The 16,658-nt window shown below is 32.4% G+C and carries 17 protein-coding genes; 7 read left to right on the top strand and 10 right to left on the bottom strand.

Annotation, left to right across the window (positions count from 1 at the left end; all coding sequences use genetic code 11):
• Positions 1–66: 66 nt before the first annotated feature.
• The 6 genes from H6589_03750 to H6589_03725 form a co-directional block, all read right to left on the bottom strand.
• Positions 67–456 (bottom strand): carboxypeptidase-like regulatory domain-containing protein, encoded by a 390-nt coding sequence (locus tag H6589_03750; protein ID MCB9173700.1) that lies wholly within the window; start codon positions 454–456, stop codon positions 67–69.
• Positions 457–512: 56 nt separating this feature from the next.
• Positions 513–1,829, bottom strand: a complete 1,317-nt coding sequence (locus tag H6589_03745) for a hypothetical protein (protein MCB9173699.1) — start codon at positions 1,827–1,829, stop codon at positions 513–515.
• A gap of 19 nt (positions 1,830–1,848) precedes the next feature.
• Positions 1,849–3,129 carry an outer membrane protein transport protein gene (locus H6589_03740; GenBank protein ID MCB9173698.1) on the bottom strand — a complete coding sequence of 427 codons (1,281 nt, stop codon included), beginning with the start codon at positions 3,127–3,129 and terminating at the stop codon, positions 1,849–1,851.
• Positions 3,130–3,210: 81 nt separating this feature from the next.
• Complete coding sequence (locus H6589_03735; GenBank protein MCB9173697.1) at positions 3,211–3,972, bottom strand: T9SS type A sorting domain-containing protein; 762 nt, start codon at positions 3,970–3,972, stop codon at positions 3,211–3,213.
• A gap of 42 nt (positions 3,973–4,014) precedes the next feature.
• The gene (locus tag H6589_03730) at positions 4,015–5,325 is read right to left on the bottom strand and encodes a hypothetical protein (protein ID MCB9173696.1); all 1,311 of its coding nucleotides are present in this window, start codon (positions 5,323–5,325) and stop codon (positions 4,015–4,017) included.
• A 9-nt stretch (positions 5,326–5,334) separates the two neighbouring features.
• Positions 5,335–6,198, bottom strand: a complete 864-nt coding sequence (locus H6589_03725; GenBank protein MCB9173695.1) for a universal stress protein — start codon at positions 6,196–6,198, stop codon at positions 5,335–5,337.
• A 45-nt stretch (positions 6,199–6,243) separates the two neighbouring features.
• Here H6589_03725 and H6589_03720 point away from each other — a divergent pair, with 45 nt between their 5' ends.
• Together H6589_03720 and H6589_03715 are read left to right on the top strand one after the other, a co-directional pair.
• Positions 6,244–7,116: a nucleoside phosphorylase gene (locus H6589_03720; GenBank protein MCB9173694.1), complete on the top strand. Its 873-nt coding sequence runs from the start codon at positions 6,244–6,246 to the stop codon at positions 7,114–7,116.
• A gap of 58 nt (positions 7,117–7,174) precedes the next feature.
• On the top strand, positions 7,175–8,011 hold the full coding sequence (locus H6589_03715; protein MCB9173693.1) for a hypothetical protein: 837 nt from the start codon (positions 7,175–7,177) through the stop codon (positions 8,009–8,011).
• A gap of 5 nt (positions 8,012–8,016) precedes the next feature.
• Here the strand turns inward: H6589_03715 and H6589_03710 are convergent, their stop codons facing one another.
• The 3 genes from H6589_03710 to H6589_03700 are packed head-to-tail and all read right to left on the bottom strand — an operon-like array spanning position 8,017 to position 12,507.
• Positions 8,017–8,967: a hypothetical protein gene (locus H6589_03710; GenBank protein MCB9173692.1), complete on the bottom strand. Its 951-nt coding sequence runs from the start codon at positions 8,965–8,967 to the stop codon at positions 8,017–8,019.
• A complete protein-coding gene (locus H6589_03705; protein MCB9173691.1) occupies positions 8,964–9,761 on the bottom strand; it encodes an SUMF1/EgtB/PvdO family nonheme iron enzyme in 798 nt (265 codons plus the stop codon). Before H6589_03705 ends, H6589_03710 begins: the two co-directional genes overlap by 4 nt.
• 34 nt (positions 9,762–9,795) lie before the next feature.
• On the bottom strand, positions 9,796–12,507 hold the full coding sequence (locus H6589_03700; protein ID MCB9173690.1) for a S8 family peptidase: 2,712 nt from the start codon (positions 12,505–12,507) through the stop codon (positions 9,796–9,798).
• Positions 12,508–12,617: 110 nt separating this feature from the next.
• Between H6589_03700 and H6589_03695 the strand changes: the two genes are divergently transcribed.
• From H6589_03695 to H6589_03680, 4 genes are all read left to right on the top strand, one after another.
• Complete coding sequence (locus H6589_03695; protein MCB9173689.1) at positions 12,618–13,403, top strand: AMP nucleosidase; 786 nt, start codon at positions 12,618–12,620, stop codon at positions 13,401–13,403.
• Positions 13,403–14,404: a DNA polymerase III subunit delta gene (gene holA / locus H6589_03690; protein MCB9173688.1), complete on the top strand. Its 1,002-nt coding sequence runs from the start codon at positions 13,403–13,405 to the stop codon at positions 14,402–14,404. Before H6589_03695 ends, holA begins: the two co-directional genes overlap by 1 nt.
• Before the next feature lie 53 nt (positions 14,405–14,457).
• Positions 14,458–14,886 carry a hypothetical protein gene (locus H6589_03685; protein ID MCB9173687.1) on the top strand — a complete coding sequence of 143 codons (429 nt, stop codon included), beginning with the start codon at positions 14,458–14,460 and terminating at the stop codon, positions 14,884–14,886.
• A 100-nt stretch (positions 14,887–14,986) separates the two neighbouring features.
• Positions 14,987–15,220: a hypothetical protein gene (locus tag H6589_03680; GenBank protein ID MCB9173686.1), complete on the top strand. Its 234-nt coding sequence runs from the start codon at positions 14,987–14,989 to the stop codon at positions 15,218–15,220.
• A 35-nt stretch (positions 15,221–15,255) separates the two neighbouring features.
• Here H6589_03680 and H6589_03675 read toward each other — a convergent pair whose 3' ends face one another.
• Entirely contained in the window at positions 15,256–16,005 is a 750-nt protein-coding gene (locus H6589_03675) for an outer membrane beta-barrel protein (protein ID MCB9173685.1), read from the bottom strand.
• A 123-nt stretch (positions 16,006–16,128) separates the two neighbouring features.
• Between H6589_03675 and H6589_03670 the strand changes: the two genes are divergently transcribed.
• Positions 16,129–16,629, top strand: a complete 501-nt coding sequence (locus H6589_03670; protein ID MCB9173684.1) for a metallophosphoesterase family protein — start codon at positions 16,129–16,131, stop codon at positions 16,627–16,629.
• The last annotated feature ends 29 nt before the right edge of the window (positions 16,630–16,658 follow it).

Raw genomic sequence — 16,658 nt, 5'->3', positions numbered from 1 at the left:
GGACGATTGAAACAGATTTTTTTGTCTTAACGGACCATAATTAATAACAACACGAAAAGATTATAATCAATATTCTATTACTGTTCCTAAATTAAATAAAATTTCAGTTTTTGTGTTTGATAAAAATTCAATGGATTTTGTCTTTATCTCAGTATTACCAACTGATAAAACCTCTACTTCATATATTCCAGATGGAATATTAAAATAAAATTTCCCTAAAGAATCAGCAGAACAACCTTTTTTAATATTTAAAATTTGAATATTTACATAAGGTAATGGTTTCTTTGTCCTAACATCAAATACACTTCCAATAATTATTGCACTATCATTTTCAGTAATATATGGTTCTTGGTTTATTATCTCATACGAACCTTTAACAACTTTATTATGGCTCTTACTTGTTACACACCCAAAACTGAAAATTAACACAATACCTATTAAAATAAATATTCTCATATTTTTCAAGTTTAGTTTTTTACAAGAGATATTAAATTAAAACATGAAGCTAATAATCAAGGAAAAACAATCCCACCATAATTAGCAATGGCAACAGGACGTAAAGTAGAACCAAATGTAGCGTTGATTACTCGCATAAGCTCGTTAGCAATCATGGCATTTCCTCGGCTGTTTGGGTGTAAGCCATCTAAAGAATAAGCCCCACCTTCAATGTATTTTACACTTAACGCAACGCCATCGTAAGTCATGCCTTTGTTAAGTTTATCCATAAACGCATACATATCTACCACCGTGTAGCCATGAGCAGCAGCCGAGGCATAAATTTGAGCGTTTATTTGTTGTATGTAATTTTTGGCAATTACTACTTCATCTCTATCCAACACTTGTTGGTGAGGCAAAGGATTGGCTTGTGTTAAACCATCGCCTTTAGCAATTAAACTCGAAGAAGAAAGCAACAACAAATCATCTGGTGTAGCTTTACGAATAATGGTAGTATCAGCACCTTCTTTAATCCAAATATCCTTTTTTACGGCTTCTAACGTAACTGTTCTAAAAAATGGGCTTTCAGTAATATCATGAATATTGGCACAAACTCCTTGAGCGCCCATTGCTTTAAAAACTGCCAAAACAGTATCGTATTTTAATCTAAACTCCGCAGGGTTGGTTAACTGGTAAGCTCCACTATTGGGGTCACCACCATTTTTAGACCACGCCATAGCGTCGTTTACACCCAACCAATTGGTAAAGAATGTTGCGTTACTGCTTATTACGTTATCAATGTATTCTCTTCGAGCACCTATTGTTCCCCAATCTAAAAATCGACCATAAGAAACAATTGGTTCTCCCGACACCCCATTCCACGATAAAACTCCTGGAGCACTACTACCCATATATATATGATATTCTAATGCTTCGGTAGTATTTCTAGAAACAACATTCCTAACATTTAAACCTCCAACACCCAAATTATTGTATTTAACGGTTTTATCCACCCAATTGGTATAGCTTGGGTCGTAAGTTAAAGCCTCTGCATCGTTATCTAACACATCTGGGTCGTAAGGTTTTACCACCACAATTTTTTCGTTTCGGTAAGCCAAAAACATATACCCAGAACCAGTACCCGAAACCGTAGGTTGCACAAATGAAGTTTCCATTTGTTTAGCAATTATTGCAGGGTACGAATTGTCTTGTTGATTGTGCTCGTTGTGCAAACCACCATCTTGCAAACCTTGCGTGTAAGAATCGCCTACCGAGATAAATGTAGAGAAATTAGCCGAACCCGAAGAGTTGGTGTATTCATCAAATTCAGTTTTCAAACAAGAACTTAACGAAAAAGCGAATAAAATTAATGTGCCGTATTTAAGGTTGTTCATTTGTAGAAAAATTTAAACACTAATTAATTGATGGAGCTGTTTCTTTTGGTTTTGCTCCAAATTTTAAGTTTACACCAATACCATAAACATTCACTTTTCTATTGTATTTAGCAGTAAAGTTTGCACTTTCTAACGATGATTCTCGCTGTGCACTTTGTCTGATGTAAGAAAAATCAACAGAAATCATGTCGTTTATTTTGTACGATAAACCACCAGTATAAGCCAATTGAGTTGCATCTGGTAATTCAGGGCTTACAAAACCATCTTTAACTGGAGAATTGTCGTAATAAGCTCCAACTCTAACACTATATTTTTGTTTGTACGTAAAATCTAACCCAAAACGGTGTGTAAACACATCTTGCCAATCTTTGGTTGTTTTTGAATCAGGAGTATCGTTGTTTGCAAAATCAAAATTTAAGGTATCATAAGATGACCATCCGGTATAATTTAAATCGTAGGCAAACTCCAATGAGTATTTTTCGTTTTTGGTATGTTTTACACTAAACCCAGCGGTAAAAACCGAAGGCAGCGTAATTTTTGAAACAAAAGTAGTTTTTGCTGGGAATTTGTTTTGTAATGATACTGGTATATCGGTAAACTCAACATCACCTCCAGGTAAATCAACTCCTATTTGAGAACGGTAACTAATACCAACTTTAAAATCGGTAGTTGAAGTTTCTTTTACCAACGAATAAACGTTAGAGAAAATACCAATGTTATAACCTACACCATCACCACTTCCTGATAATTTGGCTTTACCTTCTTTGGTGGTAGCTGAACCAACAGGAACTGCTTTTTCGGTGCTAAAGCTTCCATAAGTATATACAAAACCACCACCTACAAATATTTTATCGTGTATTTTGTACGACATGGTTGGTTGAAACATAAATGTTTTTAACGAAATGTTTTGAATAATGTATCGTCCTTGCCAGTTATCATCAAACGATGAAGTTGAACCAAATTGATTGTTTATCAAAAAACCAAATTTCATCCTATCGTTTAATTCGCCCGAATAATAAACATGAAAAGGAGTTGCATTAGGCGATGTTTGATTAATGTTAGCCGTTTCTGGTGTTTGAAGCGATACCGAAGGCGTAACATAATTAAAGCCTGCCGTAAAATTATGACCAGTTAGGTTGTTCATTCCCGCAGGGTTAAAAAACACGGTACTTGCATCAGAGCCTAAGCCTGTAAAAGCGCCGCCCATACCTACAGAACGGATTCCTTGAAGATTTAACTGAAAACCTCCGGCAAAAACAACCATTGGTAATGACAACACTGCTAAAACTATTCTTTTCATTAATTATTTTTTTAAATTTTAAGGAGTTCTATAAAACCAAATTATAGAACTCCTTATGTTCTTGTCTTGTATTAAAATCGACTATTTATTTACAATAAATCTTTTTGTAACAACCTCTCCACCATGTGTTAATTGGTAAAAATAAACTCCATTGGTAAAGTTAGCTGCATTCAATTGATACTTGTTTAATCCTTTTGAAACACTTTTTATATCAGAAAATACTAATTCACCTAAAATATTTCTAACCTCAACAGTTACTTTACCAGCAGTAGGCATCATGTATTCAATAATTGAAGTATTACTAAAAGGGTTTGGTGCATTTTGTGAAACACTAAAAGTATTTGCCGACAACTCATCAATACCAACAGTATTTGGTAAGATAGTTATGGAATAATAGTTAACATCAAATGGTTGTGTTTGTGTTAATGTAAATACCGTGGCATAAGATGTTCCATGTACTTGTATTGGATAAGTACCTGCTGTTGTTGGTGTACCAGAAATCAACATACAACTTGAAGATCCACCAGGAAATTTAAACGGTAAAGTATTTTCATTCATTGATACAATGGTTAACCCAGGAGGCAAACCAGTAACTGTTTCTACCATAACACTATCAATTGGAACAGTAGTACAAGGCGGAAATAAAACCACCACACAAGTATCAACTGGTGTAATAGTTGTTATAGTTTCTGAATAAGGCACACCTACCATACCTGCTGCCATATTGGTAGCACTATCTGGATAAACACCTGGTGCTGTAAAAGCTCCATCTGGAGTACAATTTTGTGCATTTAATGCTGTAAACGCAACAACAGTAATTAAAGAAAGTAAAAGTTTTTTCATAGTTTTTAAGTTTAGTTTATAATTGTAAATATATAATAATTTTTATGGAAATAAAATACCATTGTAGTTCGCAACCTGAACAGGAGGAATATTAGACCCGTAAAATTGATTAATGGTTTGAATAAATTTGTTAGCAATAACGGCATAACCTCTATTGGTAGGATGAACACCATCTAACGAGAACATACCTCCTTCAATAAATTTAGCACTGTAATCAACCCCATCAAAAACTAACCCTGACTCTAATTCTCTCATGTAAGCATGCATATCAGCTACTGCAAAACCATGTTTATTCGCTAACGACCGTATTTGCACATTAAAAGCATCTGACCGGCTTTGTGATAATACTTTTTCGTCTTTATCCAAAACGTAATCATGTGCAAGGGGATTTGCTTGTGTCAATCCTTTACCTAAAGCCAATTGGTCGGAAGCGGTAAGAAGTAATAAATCATCGGTTGTAGCTTTTCTTACAACTCCAGGGTTTGACGAATAAGGACCTTGTGTTATCCAAACATCTTTACCCAAAGCTTCTAATGTAACTGTTTTAAAAAATGGAATAGAAGTAACATCAGGAATAGTAGCGCAAACGCCTTTTGCTCCCATGTTTTTAAACGCCGTTAGTACCGAATCGTATTTATCATGAAACTCCGTTACATCGGTAAGTTTATAAAAGTATTGGTTAAATTGTGCTTCATATCCATCATCACCACCTTCAGTTGACCAGCCCAACACATCATTATTACCTAACCAATTTGTAAAGAAGGTAGCATTACTTCTTTTTATATGATCCAAATAAGTAATCATATTTGTAGCAGTACCCCAATCTAAAAACCGACCATTTTCATTCACGTTATAAACAAAAAAATTAACGTTTGCCGATGTATTCCCACCAGGCAACACATTAGCTAATTTAATTCCTGAAATTCCTAAATTATTGTATTTAATGGTTTTATCTGCAAAACTTGGCCACGATGGGTCGTCACCGATTGCTGTAGGATGATTGTCAGTAATGTCTGGATCAAAAGCTTTTATTACTTTAATTTCTCCATTAATGTATTCCAAATGGATATGACCAGATCCACTTCCTTGAACCAATGGTTGTAAAAAGTTTAAACTTGGATTAGCCAACTTAAACTGCTTTGCTAGTATTGCAGGATAAGAATTATCATGCTCACCATGTTCATTGTGTAATCCTCCGTTTTGGTAACCTTGAGTTAATGAATTTCCCACAGCAATATAATTACTAAAATCTGCAGTTCCAGAATTAACTTCAAAATCATCATATTCAGTTTTTAAACATGATGAAAGCATTAAGGCAATAGGTATAAAAAGTAATTTTTGATAATTATTCATTTGCTTGAATTATATAATTTCTATTCTATCTTTTACTGATGGCTGAACACTCAAAACAGGAATATCCGATATATTGATAATCTCTCGTGCATGTGAGCCAATAAAAAATTCTTTGATATCTTTTTCTTGCTGCGTCATAATCATAATCAAATCAGCATCTATTTTTTCTGCGTAAGCAATTACTGCGTGTGAAAGCTTATCGTCTTTTTTTAAAATCTTCACCATTTCAGCAGTACAATTTACCTTATTTTTAATAATGTAATTCTGTACCAACAACAGTTGGTCTTTTAGCTTACTCACCACATCTTCTTTACCAGTAAGCAATATAGACACCGCACATATTTCTGCATCAAAAATTTTAGCAATTTCAATGGCTTTATTTACTTTATCACTGGTTTCTTTTGTTAAATCCAAGGGCAACACTATTTTACCACAGCCTTTGTTATGTTCTTTTCCTTTTATGGTAATAACTGGACAAGGAGCTGTTTTAACCACTTTTAAGGCATTACTTCCAATAAACTTTGAGCTCTCAACACCTTTTGTTCCCATTACAATAAAGGTTGCTTCCATTTTTTTAGCAACATCATTTATTACTTGGTAAATCTTGCCTTCCTCAACTAAAGTTGAAATTTTCAACCCTGTTTCTTTTATCTTTTCGTCAGCCAAACTCTTTAAGTTCGACTCTACAGCACCTCTAATCTCATCCAATCCTTTAATAAACATTTTCACCATTGGATTTACCTCATCAATAACATACAACAAAACAACCTCAGCTTTAATGTTTTTAGCAAGGTTGTACGATTGAGACAAAGCAATCAAAGATTGTTCAGAAAAATCAATTGGAACTAGAATTTTGCTATTGTTCTTTAACATTTAATTATTTTTGATAAAATTAGAGTTTCAAATTTACAGATTCAAATGAGAAAAATTGCCGATTCAGAACTTATTTTAAATAGCGATAAGAGCATCTATCACTTAAAATTACAACCTCATCAAATTGCCAAAGATATTATTGTGGTTGGCGACCCAAATCGTGTAAAACTAATCTCTTCAAAGTTTGATAAAATTGATTATGTGGTTGAAAATAGAGAGTTTATTACCCATACAGGTACTTTCAACAACAAACCGTTATCTGTAATAGGGACGGGTATTGGAACTGACAATATTGATATTGTGTTGAATGAATTGGACGCATTAGTTAACATCGATTTAAATCAAAAAATTGTTAAAAATGAGTTGATTTCATTAAATATTGTTAGAATTGGAACATGCGGTGCTTTACAAAAACATATTAATGTTGATGAGTTTGTTTTATCGGAGTATGCACTAGGGCTAGATGGATTGATGAACTTTTATGAAATGCAGTACACGATAGAAGAAACAAAAATGTTGAATGCTTTTTACGAGCAAACCAATTATTCGAAACAATTAACCCCTCCTTATGTTGTTAAAGGTTCGGATAAGTTACACCAATTATTTACAAACGAATGTCATTCGGGAATCACTGCCACAGCATCTGGTTTTTATGGTCCACAAGGAAGAGAGCTTCGTTTAAAACTAAAAGAACCTATGCTAAACGATAAGCTCCACCATTTTCATTTTAATGATTTAAAAATCAACAATTTCGAAATGGAAACTTCAGCAATTTATGGGCTTGCTCGTTTATTAGGTCATAATGCCATGACAGTTTGTGTAGCTGTTGCCAACCGATATACCAAGTCTTTCTCGAAAGATTACCACCCACCCATGGACAAATTGATTGATTTAGTACTCGAAAAATTAACAAGATAGCGTTAATAACTCCATTTTAATTAGATACACCACATTTTTTGATGTTGTATATTTGATTATGATTCAACGTGAGTTAAAAGCATTAATAAGTTTACTCGACGACCCAGACGACAACATTTACCACGAAATAAAAAATAAAATTATTTCTTACGGTGATGATGTTATTCCGCATTTAGAAAATGCTTGGGAAACGTCTTTTAATCAATTGCTACAGCAGCGTATTGAAAACATTATTCATTTTTTACAATTCTCAAGCATTAAAAACAGCTTAGAGTTATGGAATAAAACTCCTGAGAAAAAACTGTTAGATGGGGCTTTAATTATTGCAAAATACCAATACCCTGATTTAAATACTGATAGCATTAACCAATATATAGATAAGCTTACGCAAGAAATTTGGTTAGAATTAGCCGACAACCTTACTGCTTTAGAAAAAATTAAAGTCATCAATAAAATTATTTTTGACCTACACGATTTTAACGGCAACACAAAAAACATTAACTCTCCACAAAACTCTTATATCAATAATGTAATAGAAACCAAACGAGGTAATCCTATAACCCTTGGTATAATTTACTTAAGTGTTTGCCAACGACTTAATGTACCCGTTTATGGCGTTAATGTACCGGCTCATTTTATTTTGGCTTATGCCGAGAAAAAAGATGATGTATTGTTTTACCTCAACTTATTTAACAAAGGCTCCGTGTTCTTTAAGAAAGACATCGACAAGTTTTTAGAACAACTAAAAACAGAACCTAAAAAAGAGTACTACATTCCTTGCAACAACAAAACTATCATAACTCGTTTAATTCAACACCTTGTTTATACTTACGACAATATGGGCTACTTAGATAAAAAAGATGAATTGCAAGAGTTGTTAGATATTTTGAAATAACTCTTTTATTCAGGAGAAAGTTTAATCCAGAGATTATGCTCACTCTCTATTATCTCTATTTCTTCAGATTGTAAATCACTATAAATATTAATTTGTTCTTTGTTTTTCCTATCAAAAACATGTGACACATTATATATGTTGCCAGAAAAGACACGGAAAAAGAATATGTCTTCCAATGTATTATATTTATGCTTTACAATATTTAAATCAATTTTTTCTTTAGCTAAAAACTTTCTTACATATGGATAATAAACCCAATAAGAATCTATAGTATCTCTTGTTTTATTATCAACAAGTACAGGGCAAATACCTATAATTCTAATTTCGGAAACCAATCTAGCTTTATCAAAAAAACAATCTTCTTTAATTTTAAAACCTAATAATACTTTATCTGTTGTATCTATTTTTTCTGATTCTGACATAAACTCATCATCTTTATAAGATTTAATAGAATCTGAAACAATCAAATTATTTAATAAACCGTATAGACGATTATTCTCAAAAAAAACTTCATTATTTTCTGGAGTCATGAATCGCCAAACCCTTTTATGCCATACAACATCCGACTCTTTTACGTGTATTAAGTTAATATATCCATCATTATTATATTTTATAGATTGTTTTGGAATATTTAACAATTTAATTGACTTATCTCTTGGAAATTTGGGAAATAATCTTTTAAACATAAAGGGGTCAGAATAGTCTCTTTTCATCTTTAGAGCACCTCCTTCATCCCAAACAGACCATACACCGTTTCTATAGCCATTCACAAAATTACCTTCAGCTTTTTTTTTACCATTACTATAATACGAAACATATAAACCATTTAAGCGACCACTCACTGTTTGATATGTACATTTTATATTTTTGTCTTCAAATGTTTTCGTAATGATTTCTTCGATTGAAAAAGAAAACATTAAAACCCCTAACAATACTATAATCAGGTTAAATTTCATTTTTTTGATTTTAGTCTATATTGCTCAAAATAAAAATTAATAATATCACCTTTTTGATGACTCTTAATTTTTTCTTTAACTAATCTAAAACCTACATAATTATAACCTCTATCAGCATAGCCATAATGTTTATACTTTAACCCATTAAATAAATACGAGCTTCCAATTATTCTTTTTCTTTTTAATGAAGGTGGGTCCGTTTTTGAATGGTAATAAAAATAATCATACCAAAAATCACCATTATTAAAGTTATATCGAGATTCATCGAAAGGAACAATTAGCCAATCTGAATACTTTTTATTAAAATCATGTTGTAGCTTATTTTTTTCCAAATAATAATTTGCACACAACCATTCTTTCATATAAGGTAATCGATAGACAATATCAGAACTATCGCTTATTGACTCTTTTAATGTTAACCATTTACAATAATTCATTGCAGCATTCCAACTCAAACCTAAAACAGGATATTTATCGTATCTTTTTGATGTGATGTACTCTTTCCATATATCAGGTGGAGCAATATTAGAATCGGGTAATTGTGCAAAATAGAAAGCTTCAGAACTGTCAATCTTTATTTCTTCTAAGTATTTTTTATACTCTTTGAATGTAATTAGCTCACTAATTTGAAAAGAAGCAACTTTTGTCATTTTTGGATTTAAAGTATCTCCCATTAAATAATCTAAGTCCAACTCTTGGTTTGGAATTAAAAATAATTTTATTTTTGATTCTCTTGGTAAAAAACCAAGTATAGATATAATAAAACCTAATACAAATACAATTCTAATTATCATATATGATATAGAGTTATTCATGTTATAGTTATAATTATTTATTCAAAACCACTTTACTAATCATCTTTTCACCAGGGGTAGTAACTTCTATAAAATAAATACCATTAGCTAGTGTTTCTATATTAATAGTTTTCAATTTACTCTGCAAAACTGCTTCACCTAGTGCATTTCTGATTATTATATTTTCAATAGTTTCATCAAGATTTATTTTTATTAATCCAGTAGTTGGGTTTGGGTAAACGAGCAAACCCTTAGCTGTTTTCAGCTCTTCCAAACCAATAAAATTAGCATAAGTAGTTTGTGCATTTGTACCAGAAGTTTGTATATCAAATAAACTATTACCTCCAATTAAAGCAAATGCCACTATTACTGAATCTCCAGCATTCAAAGTAAATCCTCCCGATGAAACTACGTGTGCAACATCTTGTCCCGAAGGAGCTCCAGCAGACAAACGATTCGTAGATAATGTCGTGAACTTTTCTGTTGTGGTATATCCGTTAGAAATATCTACACCTCCTCCACCACCAGAGACATTATCTAAACTATAATTTAAAACAGAACCACTTGTTAAAACTTTAATAGCAGCATAATGAGTATCTACATCTAACGAATAAACATAACCCATGTTTCTTGTAGCATCGAAACCTGCTTTATTTTTCATTGCATCTTGAATATCCCAATCAGCAAACAAACCAACATGTAAATTAGTGAGTGGTGATGCTCCAATATTTTTGATGTTATATTCAACAATAACAAACTTATCGTTAGGAGAACTTGGGTAAGCAAATGATTTTTGTTCAACACTAACATTCAACGATAACGCATAGGTTGCATCATCCATTTTACCAAATAAATCTAAAGCAGAAACATATGGTGGATTGTATCTTACATTTTCTAACGATTGAAAATCCCAATCTTGTCCACTCGACCCACGGACACAATCAGAAACCTGTGAAGAACTAACTCCAACCATTAACCCTGCTTCGTACAACATTTGTTCTCCATCGTAATCAAAACCCAACCCTACACTATTGTTTGCATCATTAAACCCAATCTTACCTTTACTGGTTATGGTTGTACTCACTTGGTTTTCTGCAAGGTTAATGTAATCAGGATTTAACAACACATAAAAATATTCATAAACTGTGTATGAGCCATTAGTTATTTCTGCTTTAAACAACACTGATTCATTAAATGCAGCACCACTCAATACTTCAACTAAGAATGGGTCAGCGCTATTACTAAAACTTTGTAAGGTGCTTAAGTTTGGTAAACTCGTTGTGGCATCTATAACATTAACATACGGCGACAAAGAAGAAAGCGTAACTGTTAACCCATTTAACGCAGCTAAATAATTGGTAAACGTACCTACTATTTGTAAAGTATCGTTTTCTACAAAAAGGTTATCGTTGTTATCCACTATGGTTTTATAAGTCATTTCAATAAACTGTGGCGAAACTGCTGTTAATGCATTTGCCACATCTAACCTACCATTTCCTAATTTATCAAAATAAGTAGGGTTTAACGGATTCATATCAAAAGCTGTAGCTCTTAATACCGCCGCAACCTGCTGGTTAGTGTAAGTCGGATTCATTGCTTTTACTAAAGCAGCAGCACCTGATACCACTGGAGCTGCCATTGATGTGCCTCCATTAAATCCATAAGTACCTCCCCCCATTGTACTCCACATGTTTTCACCTGGGGCAGAAATATCTACATAATACCCGTAATTGGAATTGTTTTTCTTTAAATCATTTTCTTCTGATGCTGCCACCGTTAAAACACCATCATAAGCTGCTGGATAAAACAACACTTCGTTACCATTATTACCACATGCTCCAACAACCAAACAACCCTTATTTATATTGGCATAATCTATTACATCTTTTTGAAACTGACCTGGAGTTGTACTTCCCCACGAGCAATTGATAATAAAACAACCGTGATCGGCAGCATAAACCACACCTTGATAAGCTTGTGTAAGAATTCCAGCAGAATTAGAAATTTTTAAAGGCATAAACTTAGTATTAAACCCAATACTAGCTATCCCCACATTATTATCGGTTACTGCCGCAGATAAACCGCTTACATGCGTTCCATGATTACTACCCTCTAATTGTGGGTCATTATCATTGTTACCTAAATCCCATCCAATAAAGTTATCGATGTAGCCATCTGCATCATCATCAGTTCCATTAATTGGGTCATTATAATTTTTTTTAGCATTTGCCACTAAATCAGGGTGTGTGTTATCCCAACCTGTATCAGTAATTCCAATAACAATATTGGTGTCTCCTTTGGTAACATCCCAAGCAGCAAAAGCATTTATCATTATTAAATGCCAAGTTTTAACAGGGTCAGCAATAATTGGGTCATTTGGATTATAAGCAAGCTCAGGCAAAACATAAGGTTCAGCGTAAACAAATCCTTTCCATTTTAACAATTGTTTTGAAGCAGCTAATTCACTAATCGGTGCGGCATAAGTTAATTGATAAATAAGCGACAAATCAACCATTCCATCTCTATGTTCTGGTTTATGGTTAGGAAATATTTTTTCAATTTTAGTTACACCAATTGAACTTGCCACTTTTAGAAATTGTGGATGTAAAATCTCATTTGGCGTACAAAATGTACGGTATTGATTGGATACTTTTACGATTACTGTTTGAGGTAAAAATTCGCTACGCTGTTGCGAAAAACCAACAAAAGGAATCAATAATAACAGTAAGAAATATCTAAAACTCATAATAACACAATTTAAACGAAGTTACGCATTATTGAATTATATTAATCCAAACATAAATTGTTCTAAAAAATTAAAATATCGTGGTTAATTTAGTGGCATAAAACTACAACATGACAAATAAAGAAGATATTGTAAAAAATTGGCTTCCACGTTACACAGGAACCGCCATTGAAGATTTTGGTAAATACATTTTACTTACCAATTTTAATAACTATGTGGAAATTTTTGCTCAACTCAACAATGTTGAAATAAAAGGAAAAGACAAAGCGATGCCTAATGCTACAGCTGATGGAATCACCATTATTAACTTTAGCATGGGAAGTGCAAATGCTGCTACCATAATGGACTTACTAAGTGCTGTTGAGCCAAAAGCATGTCTGTTTTTAGGAAAATGTGGCGGTTTAAAAAAGAAAAACCAATTGGGTGATTTTATTTTACCCATTGCTGCTATAAGAGGAGAAGGTACTTCTGATGATTATTTACCAAAAGAAGTTCCTGCTTTACCAGCATTTACATTACAAAGAGCTATTTCAACCACTATTCGAGAACACGAATTAGATTATTGGACAGGAACAGTTTATACCACCAACCGTAGAGTTTGGGAACACGACGAAGAATTTAAAAGTTATTTACGTAAAGTACGTGCTATGGCTGTAGATATGGAAACAGCTACCTTGTTTATTACAGGTTTTGTAAATAAAATTCCAACTGGAGCTTTACTTTTAGTATCTGACCAACCTATGATACCAGACGGTGTTAAAACCGAAAAAAGCGACCAAATTATCACCACTAATTACGTTCAAAAACACATCGAAATTGGCATTCAATCGTTGAAAGAAATTAAAGATAAAGGTAGAAGTGTTAAACACCTTAGATATTCATATACTGAAGATTAATGGCTCATCAAACCATACTCAACGATTTAAAAAACAAGGTTTACCACCCCATTTACTTTTTGAGTGGCGAGGAAGCTTATTACATTGATTTAATTGCCGATTATATCGAAGAACATGTTTTAGATGCTAACGAAAAGGAGTTTAATCAAACCATTCTGTATGGCAAGGAAACAGATATGATTACTATTATTAGTGAAGCCAAACGATATCCAATGATGGCAAATCATAATGTTGTTATTGTAAAAGAAGCACAAAACCTCGAAAAACAATTAGACCAACTAGAGCAATACTTAATACAACCTACTCCTTCTACAATTTTGGTTTTTTGCTATAAATATAAAACCCTAGATGGAAGAAAAGCCATTTCAAAAAAAATAAAAAAAGAAGCGGTTGTTTTAGAATCGAAAAAATTATACGACGACAAAATACCTGACTGGATTACCAATTACTTGAAAGACAAAAGCTATTCCATTACTCCCAAAGCCTGTATATTAATGGCTAATTTTTTGGGAACTAATTTGAGTAAAATTGTAAACGAAATTGATAAACTAATAATAAATGTTCCCGTTGGTACAACAATTACGCCAGAACACGTTGAACAAAATGTTGGAATTAGTAAAGATTTTAACAGTTTTGAACTTACAAAAGCCATCGGTACATTAGATGTGTTCAAAGCCAATCAAATTGTTTATTATTTTGCTAAAAACGAAAAAGAACATCCATTGGTAATGGTTATTTCATTGTTGTACGGCTTTTTTACCAATATCCTTACTTACCACTATACTGCAGACAAATCGAAAAACAACATTGCTGCTCAATTAAAAATAAACCCGTATTTTGTTTCTGAATATACGCTTGCAGCTAAAAACTATCCTATAAAAAAAGCCGTAAAAGTTATCGAATACCTTCGCGAGTACGATTTAAAATCGAAAGGTGTAAACAATTCTTCCGTATCTGGTGGCGATTTAATGAAAGAGCTTGTTTTTAAAATAATGCATTAATAGTCAATATAGTATCTCTTTTTTTATTAATTTAGATAATCAAACTATTCATTATGAGATCATTAATTTTAATAGTTACTTTTTTCTTTTGTGCTTTGATTATTATCTCATGTACTAAAGAAAATAATTATCCTTCAGGAGGTTCTGCAACTACTGGTCAAACCGATTATAGAGATAAATATGTTGGCACTTATTTTTCAAAGAAACTTTGCACATTTTGGACATTAAGTCAACCACAAATTGATACTGTATTTAATGATACTTTAACTGTTTCTGTTATCAAAAATCCATCAATACCTTCTCAAATAATTGTAAATGGAGATGTCATAGAAATAGATACTTCTGGTAGCTACACCGGTTATTATAATCCTGCAGCATATAAAAATTATTCCATTAGTTTTTATAATGATTCAATTAATATCTCTACATTTTCAGGAGGACTAGGTGGCGGCACTACTTGTAATACTAAAGGGTTTAAATAATCCATTTACATTTTAGTTATTTAACAAACCTTAACATTATTTACTAATAACATTTCCATTTAATTCGTTATATTTGGATAAACCTATTAAATTATAAAAAATGTTTAGAAGAGGAATTGCAATACTATTGGCTGTTTTGGCATTATTTTTTACAGTAATGTCTATTTTGGCTGTATGGGATATCATCAATATCCAACACATTATTAGTAAAACATTAACCACACTGCTTATTATTTTTGTTTCTGCAGCTGTTATGCTGTTTATTTTTTCGGTGTTGTACAAACCCGATAATGAGTCACAAAAAAGTAATACAAACGAAAAAGAAGGACATTAGTCCTTCTTTTTTTAACACTAAGTTTATATTATTTTCTAAAAGAAATACGAAAGTATTATGGTTGAAGTGTTAGACATATTTAACACATTTAGAGAACGCTCTAATTTACCTCTGGTAAAAGTTGAGTTTTGAGCACCACTCACAGGAGTATGAACACTACTCTCGTTGTAATCACCACCATCCTTTGTATAGATGTATAAATATCCAAATTCGGCACCTAACGACAGTTTTGGAGCAATAAAATAATTTAACCCTGCAACAGCTCCCAATCCAAAATAAAAACCGCCATCATACTGACCTATTTCCTTAGTTTTATCAGTACCAGTAACATCTTTTATGTTTGTATTTCTCTCTATTGTTGTATTCCCTAATCTACCTATCATCATTTCTCCAGCAAAATAAGGATCCAACCTTTTTGTTTTTCCTAAGTGTTTTTCATAACCTATAGATACAGAAAAATCAAATCTTGAATAACTAGAATCTATTTGTCTTAATGCTGTATTACCCGACCCAACAACAATACTATCCTCCGAATTTCTTTTATCGTTAGCGTAAGCCACATTAAAGCCCATACGTATTGCTACATCATCCTTAATATACTTTCGCCCAAAGGCTACATAATTGCCCGAAGGATCTTTACCATTATCTAACTTAATATTATTGATAATACCTGAAATACCAATACTTATACCCCAATCGCCTTTTTGCCCTTTTAACGTATCTTGTTGTGCAAAAGCTGTTACAACAAAAGCTATTAATGTTAAACTTAAAACTATTTTTTTCATCCTTTAGTTAATTTGTGAGTTATAGTAACCCAATTTTCTTTGTTTTATTATTTAATTGTCGAAATTAAGTTAAATCCGTATTAGATTCAAAATATTTATAAAAGTATACCTTACTTTTATGGTGTGAAAAAAATAGGATTGATATCAGACACACATGGTTTTTTAGACCCGAAAATTGAAAAATATTTTTCGGTTTGTGATGAAATTTGGCATGCTGGTGATGTTGGTGATTTTAAAGTTATTGATGATTTAGTAAAAATTTGCCCTATAGTTCGTGGTGTTTATGGAAATATCGACGGGCAAGAAATCAGAAAACATTTCCCGAAAAACTTACGATTTAATTGCGAAGAAGTTGATGTTTGGATAACTCACATTGGAGGTTATCCCGACAGGTATTCGATAGATGTTCGAGATGAAATAAAAAAAAATCCACCCAAACTTTTTATTTGCGGTCACTCCCATATTTTAAAAGTGATTTACGATAAAAAATTAAGCCTTTTACACATCAATCCAGGTGCAGCTGGTAAGAGTGGTTTTCATCAAGTTAAAACTATTGTAAGGTTTACTATTGAAAACCAAAACATTAAAGATTTAGAAGTAATTGAATTAGGTAACAGGGTTTAATTTCAACTCCTATTTATTAAATTTGTGTT

The organism is Flavobacteriales bacterium (genome assembly GCA_020635795.1).
Lineage (GTDB): Bacteria > Bacteroidota > Bacteroidia > Flavobacteriales_E > Vicingaceae > Vicingus.
The sequence above is the reverse complement of the archived record's forward strand: the minus strand, read 5'-3'. Positions and strand labels throughout refer to the sequence as shown.

Bases quoted from the DNA above. Each gene is read 5' to 3' on its own strand.
- H6589_03750 (MCB9173700.1), bottom strand. From the start codon at position 456: ATGAGAATATTTATTTTAATAGGTATTGTGTTAATTTTCAGTTTTGGG.
- H6589_03745 (MCB9173699.1), bottom strand. From the start codon at position 1,829: ATGAACAACCTTAAATACGGCACATTAATTTTATTCGCTTTTTCGTTA.
- H6589_03740 (MCB9173698.1), bottom strand. From the start codon at position 3,129: ATGAAAAGAATAGTTTTAGCAGTGTTGTCATTACCAATGGTTGTTTTT.
- H6589_03735 (MCB9173697.1), bottom strand. From the start codon at position 3,972: ATGAAAAAACTTTTACTTTCTTTAATTACTGTTGTTGCGTTTACAGCA.
- H6589_03730 (MCB9173696.1), bottom strand. From the start codon at position 5,325: ATGAATAATTATCAAAAATTACTTTTTATACCTATTGCCTTAATGCTT.
- H6589_03725 (MCB9173695.1), bottom strand. From the start codon at position 6,198: ATGTTAAAGAACAATAGCAAAATTCTAGTTCCAATTGATTTTTCTGAA.
- H6589_03720 (MCB9173694.1), top strand. From the start codon at position 6,244: ATGAGAAAAATTGCCGATTCAGAACTTATTTTAAATAGCGATAAGAGC.
- H6589_03715 (MCB9173693.1), top strand. From the start codon at position 7,175: ATGATTCAACGTGAGTTAAAAGCATTAATAAGTTTACTCGACGACCCA.
- H6589_03710 (MCB9173692.1), bottom strand. From the start codon at position 8,967: ATGAAATTTAACCTGATTATAGTATTGTTAGGGGTTTTAATGTTTTCT.
- H6589_03705 (MCB9173691.1), bottom strand. From the start codon at position 9,761: ATGATAATTAGAATTGTATTTGTATTAGGTTTTATTATATCTATACTT.
- H6589_03700 (MCB9173690.1), bottom strand. From the start codon at position 12,507: ATGAGTTTTAGATATTTCTTACTGTTATTATTGATTCCTTTTGTTGGT.
- H6589_03695 (MCB9173689.1), top strand. From the start codon at position 12,618: ATGACAAATAAAGAAGATATTGTAAAAAATTGGCTTCCACGTTACACA.
- holA (MCB9173688.1), top strand. From the start codon at position 13,403: ATGGCTCATCAAACCATACTCAACGATTTAAAAAACAAGGTTTACCAC.
- H6589_03685 (MCB9173687.1), top strand. From the start codon at position 14,458: ATGAGATCATTAATTTTAATAGTTACTTTTTTCTTTTGTGCTTTGATT.
- H6589_03680 (MCB9173686.1), top strand. From the start codon at position 14,987: ATGTTTAGAAGAGGAATTGCAATACTATTGGCTGTTTTGGCATTATTT.
- H6589_03675 (MCB9173685.1), bottom strand. From the start codon at position 16,005: ATGAAAAAAATAGTTTTAAGTTTAACATTAATAGCTTTTGTTGTAACA.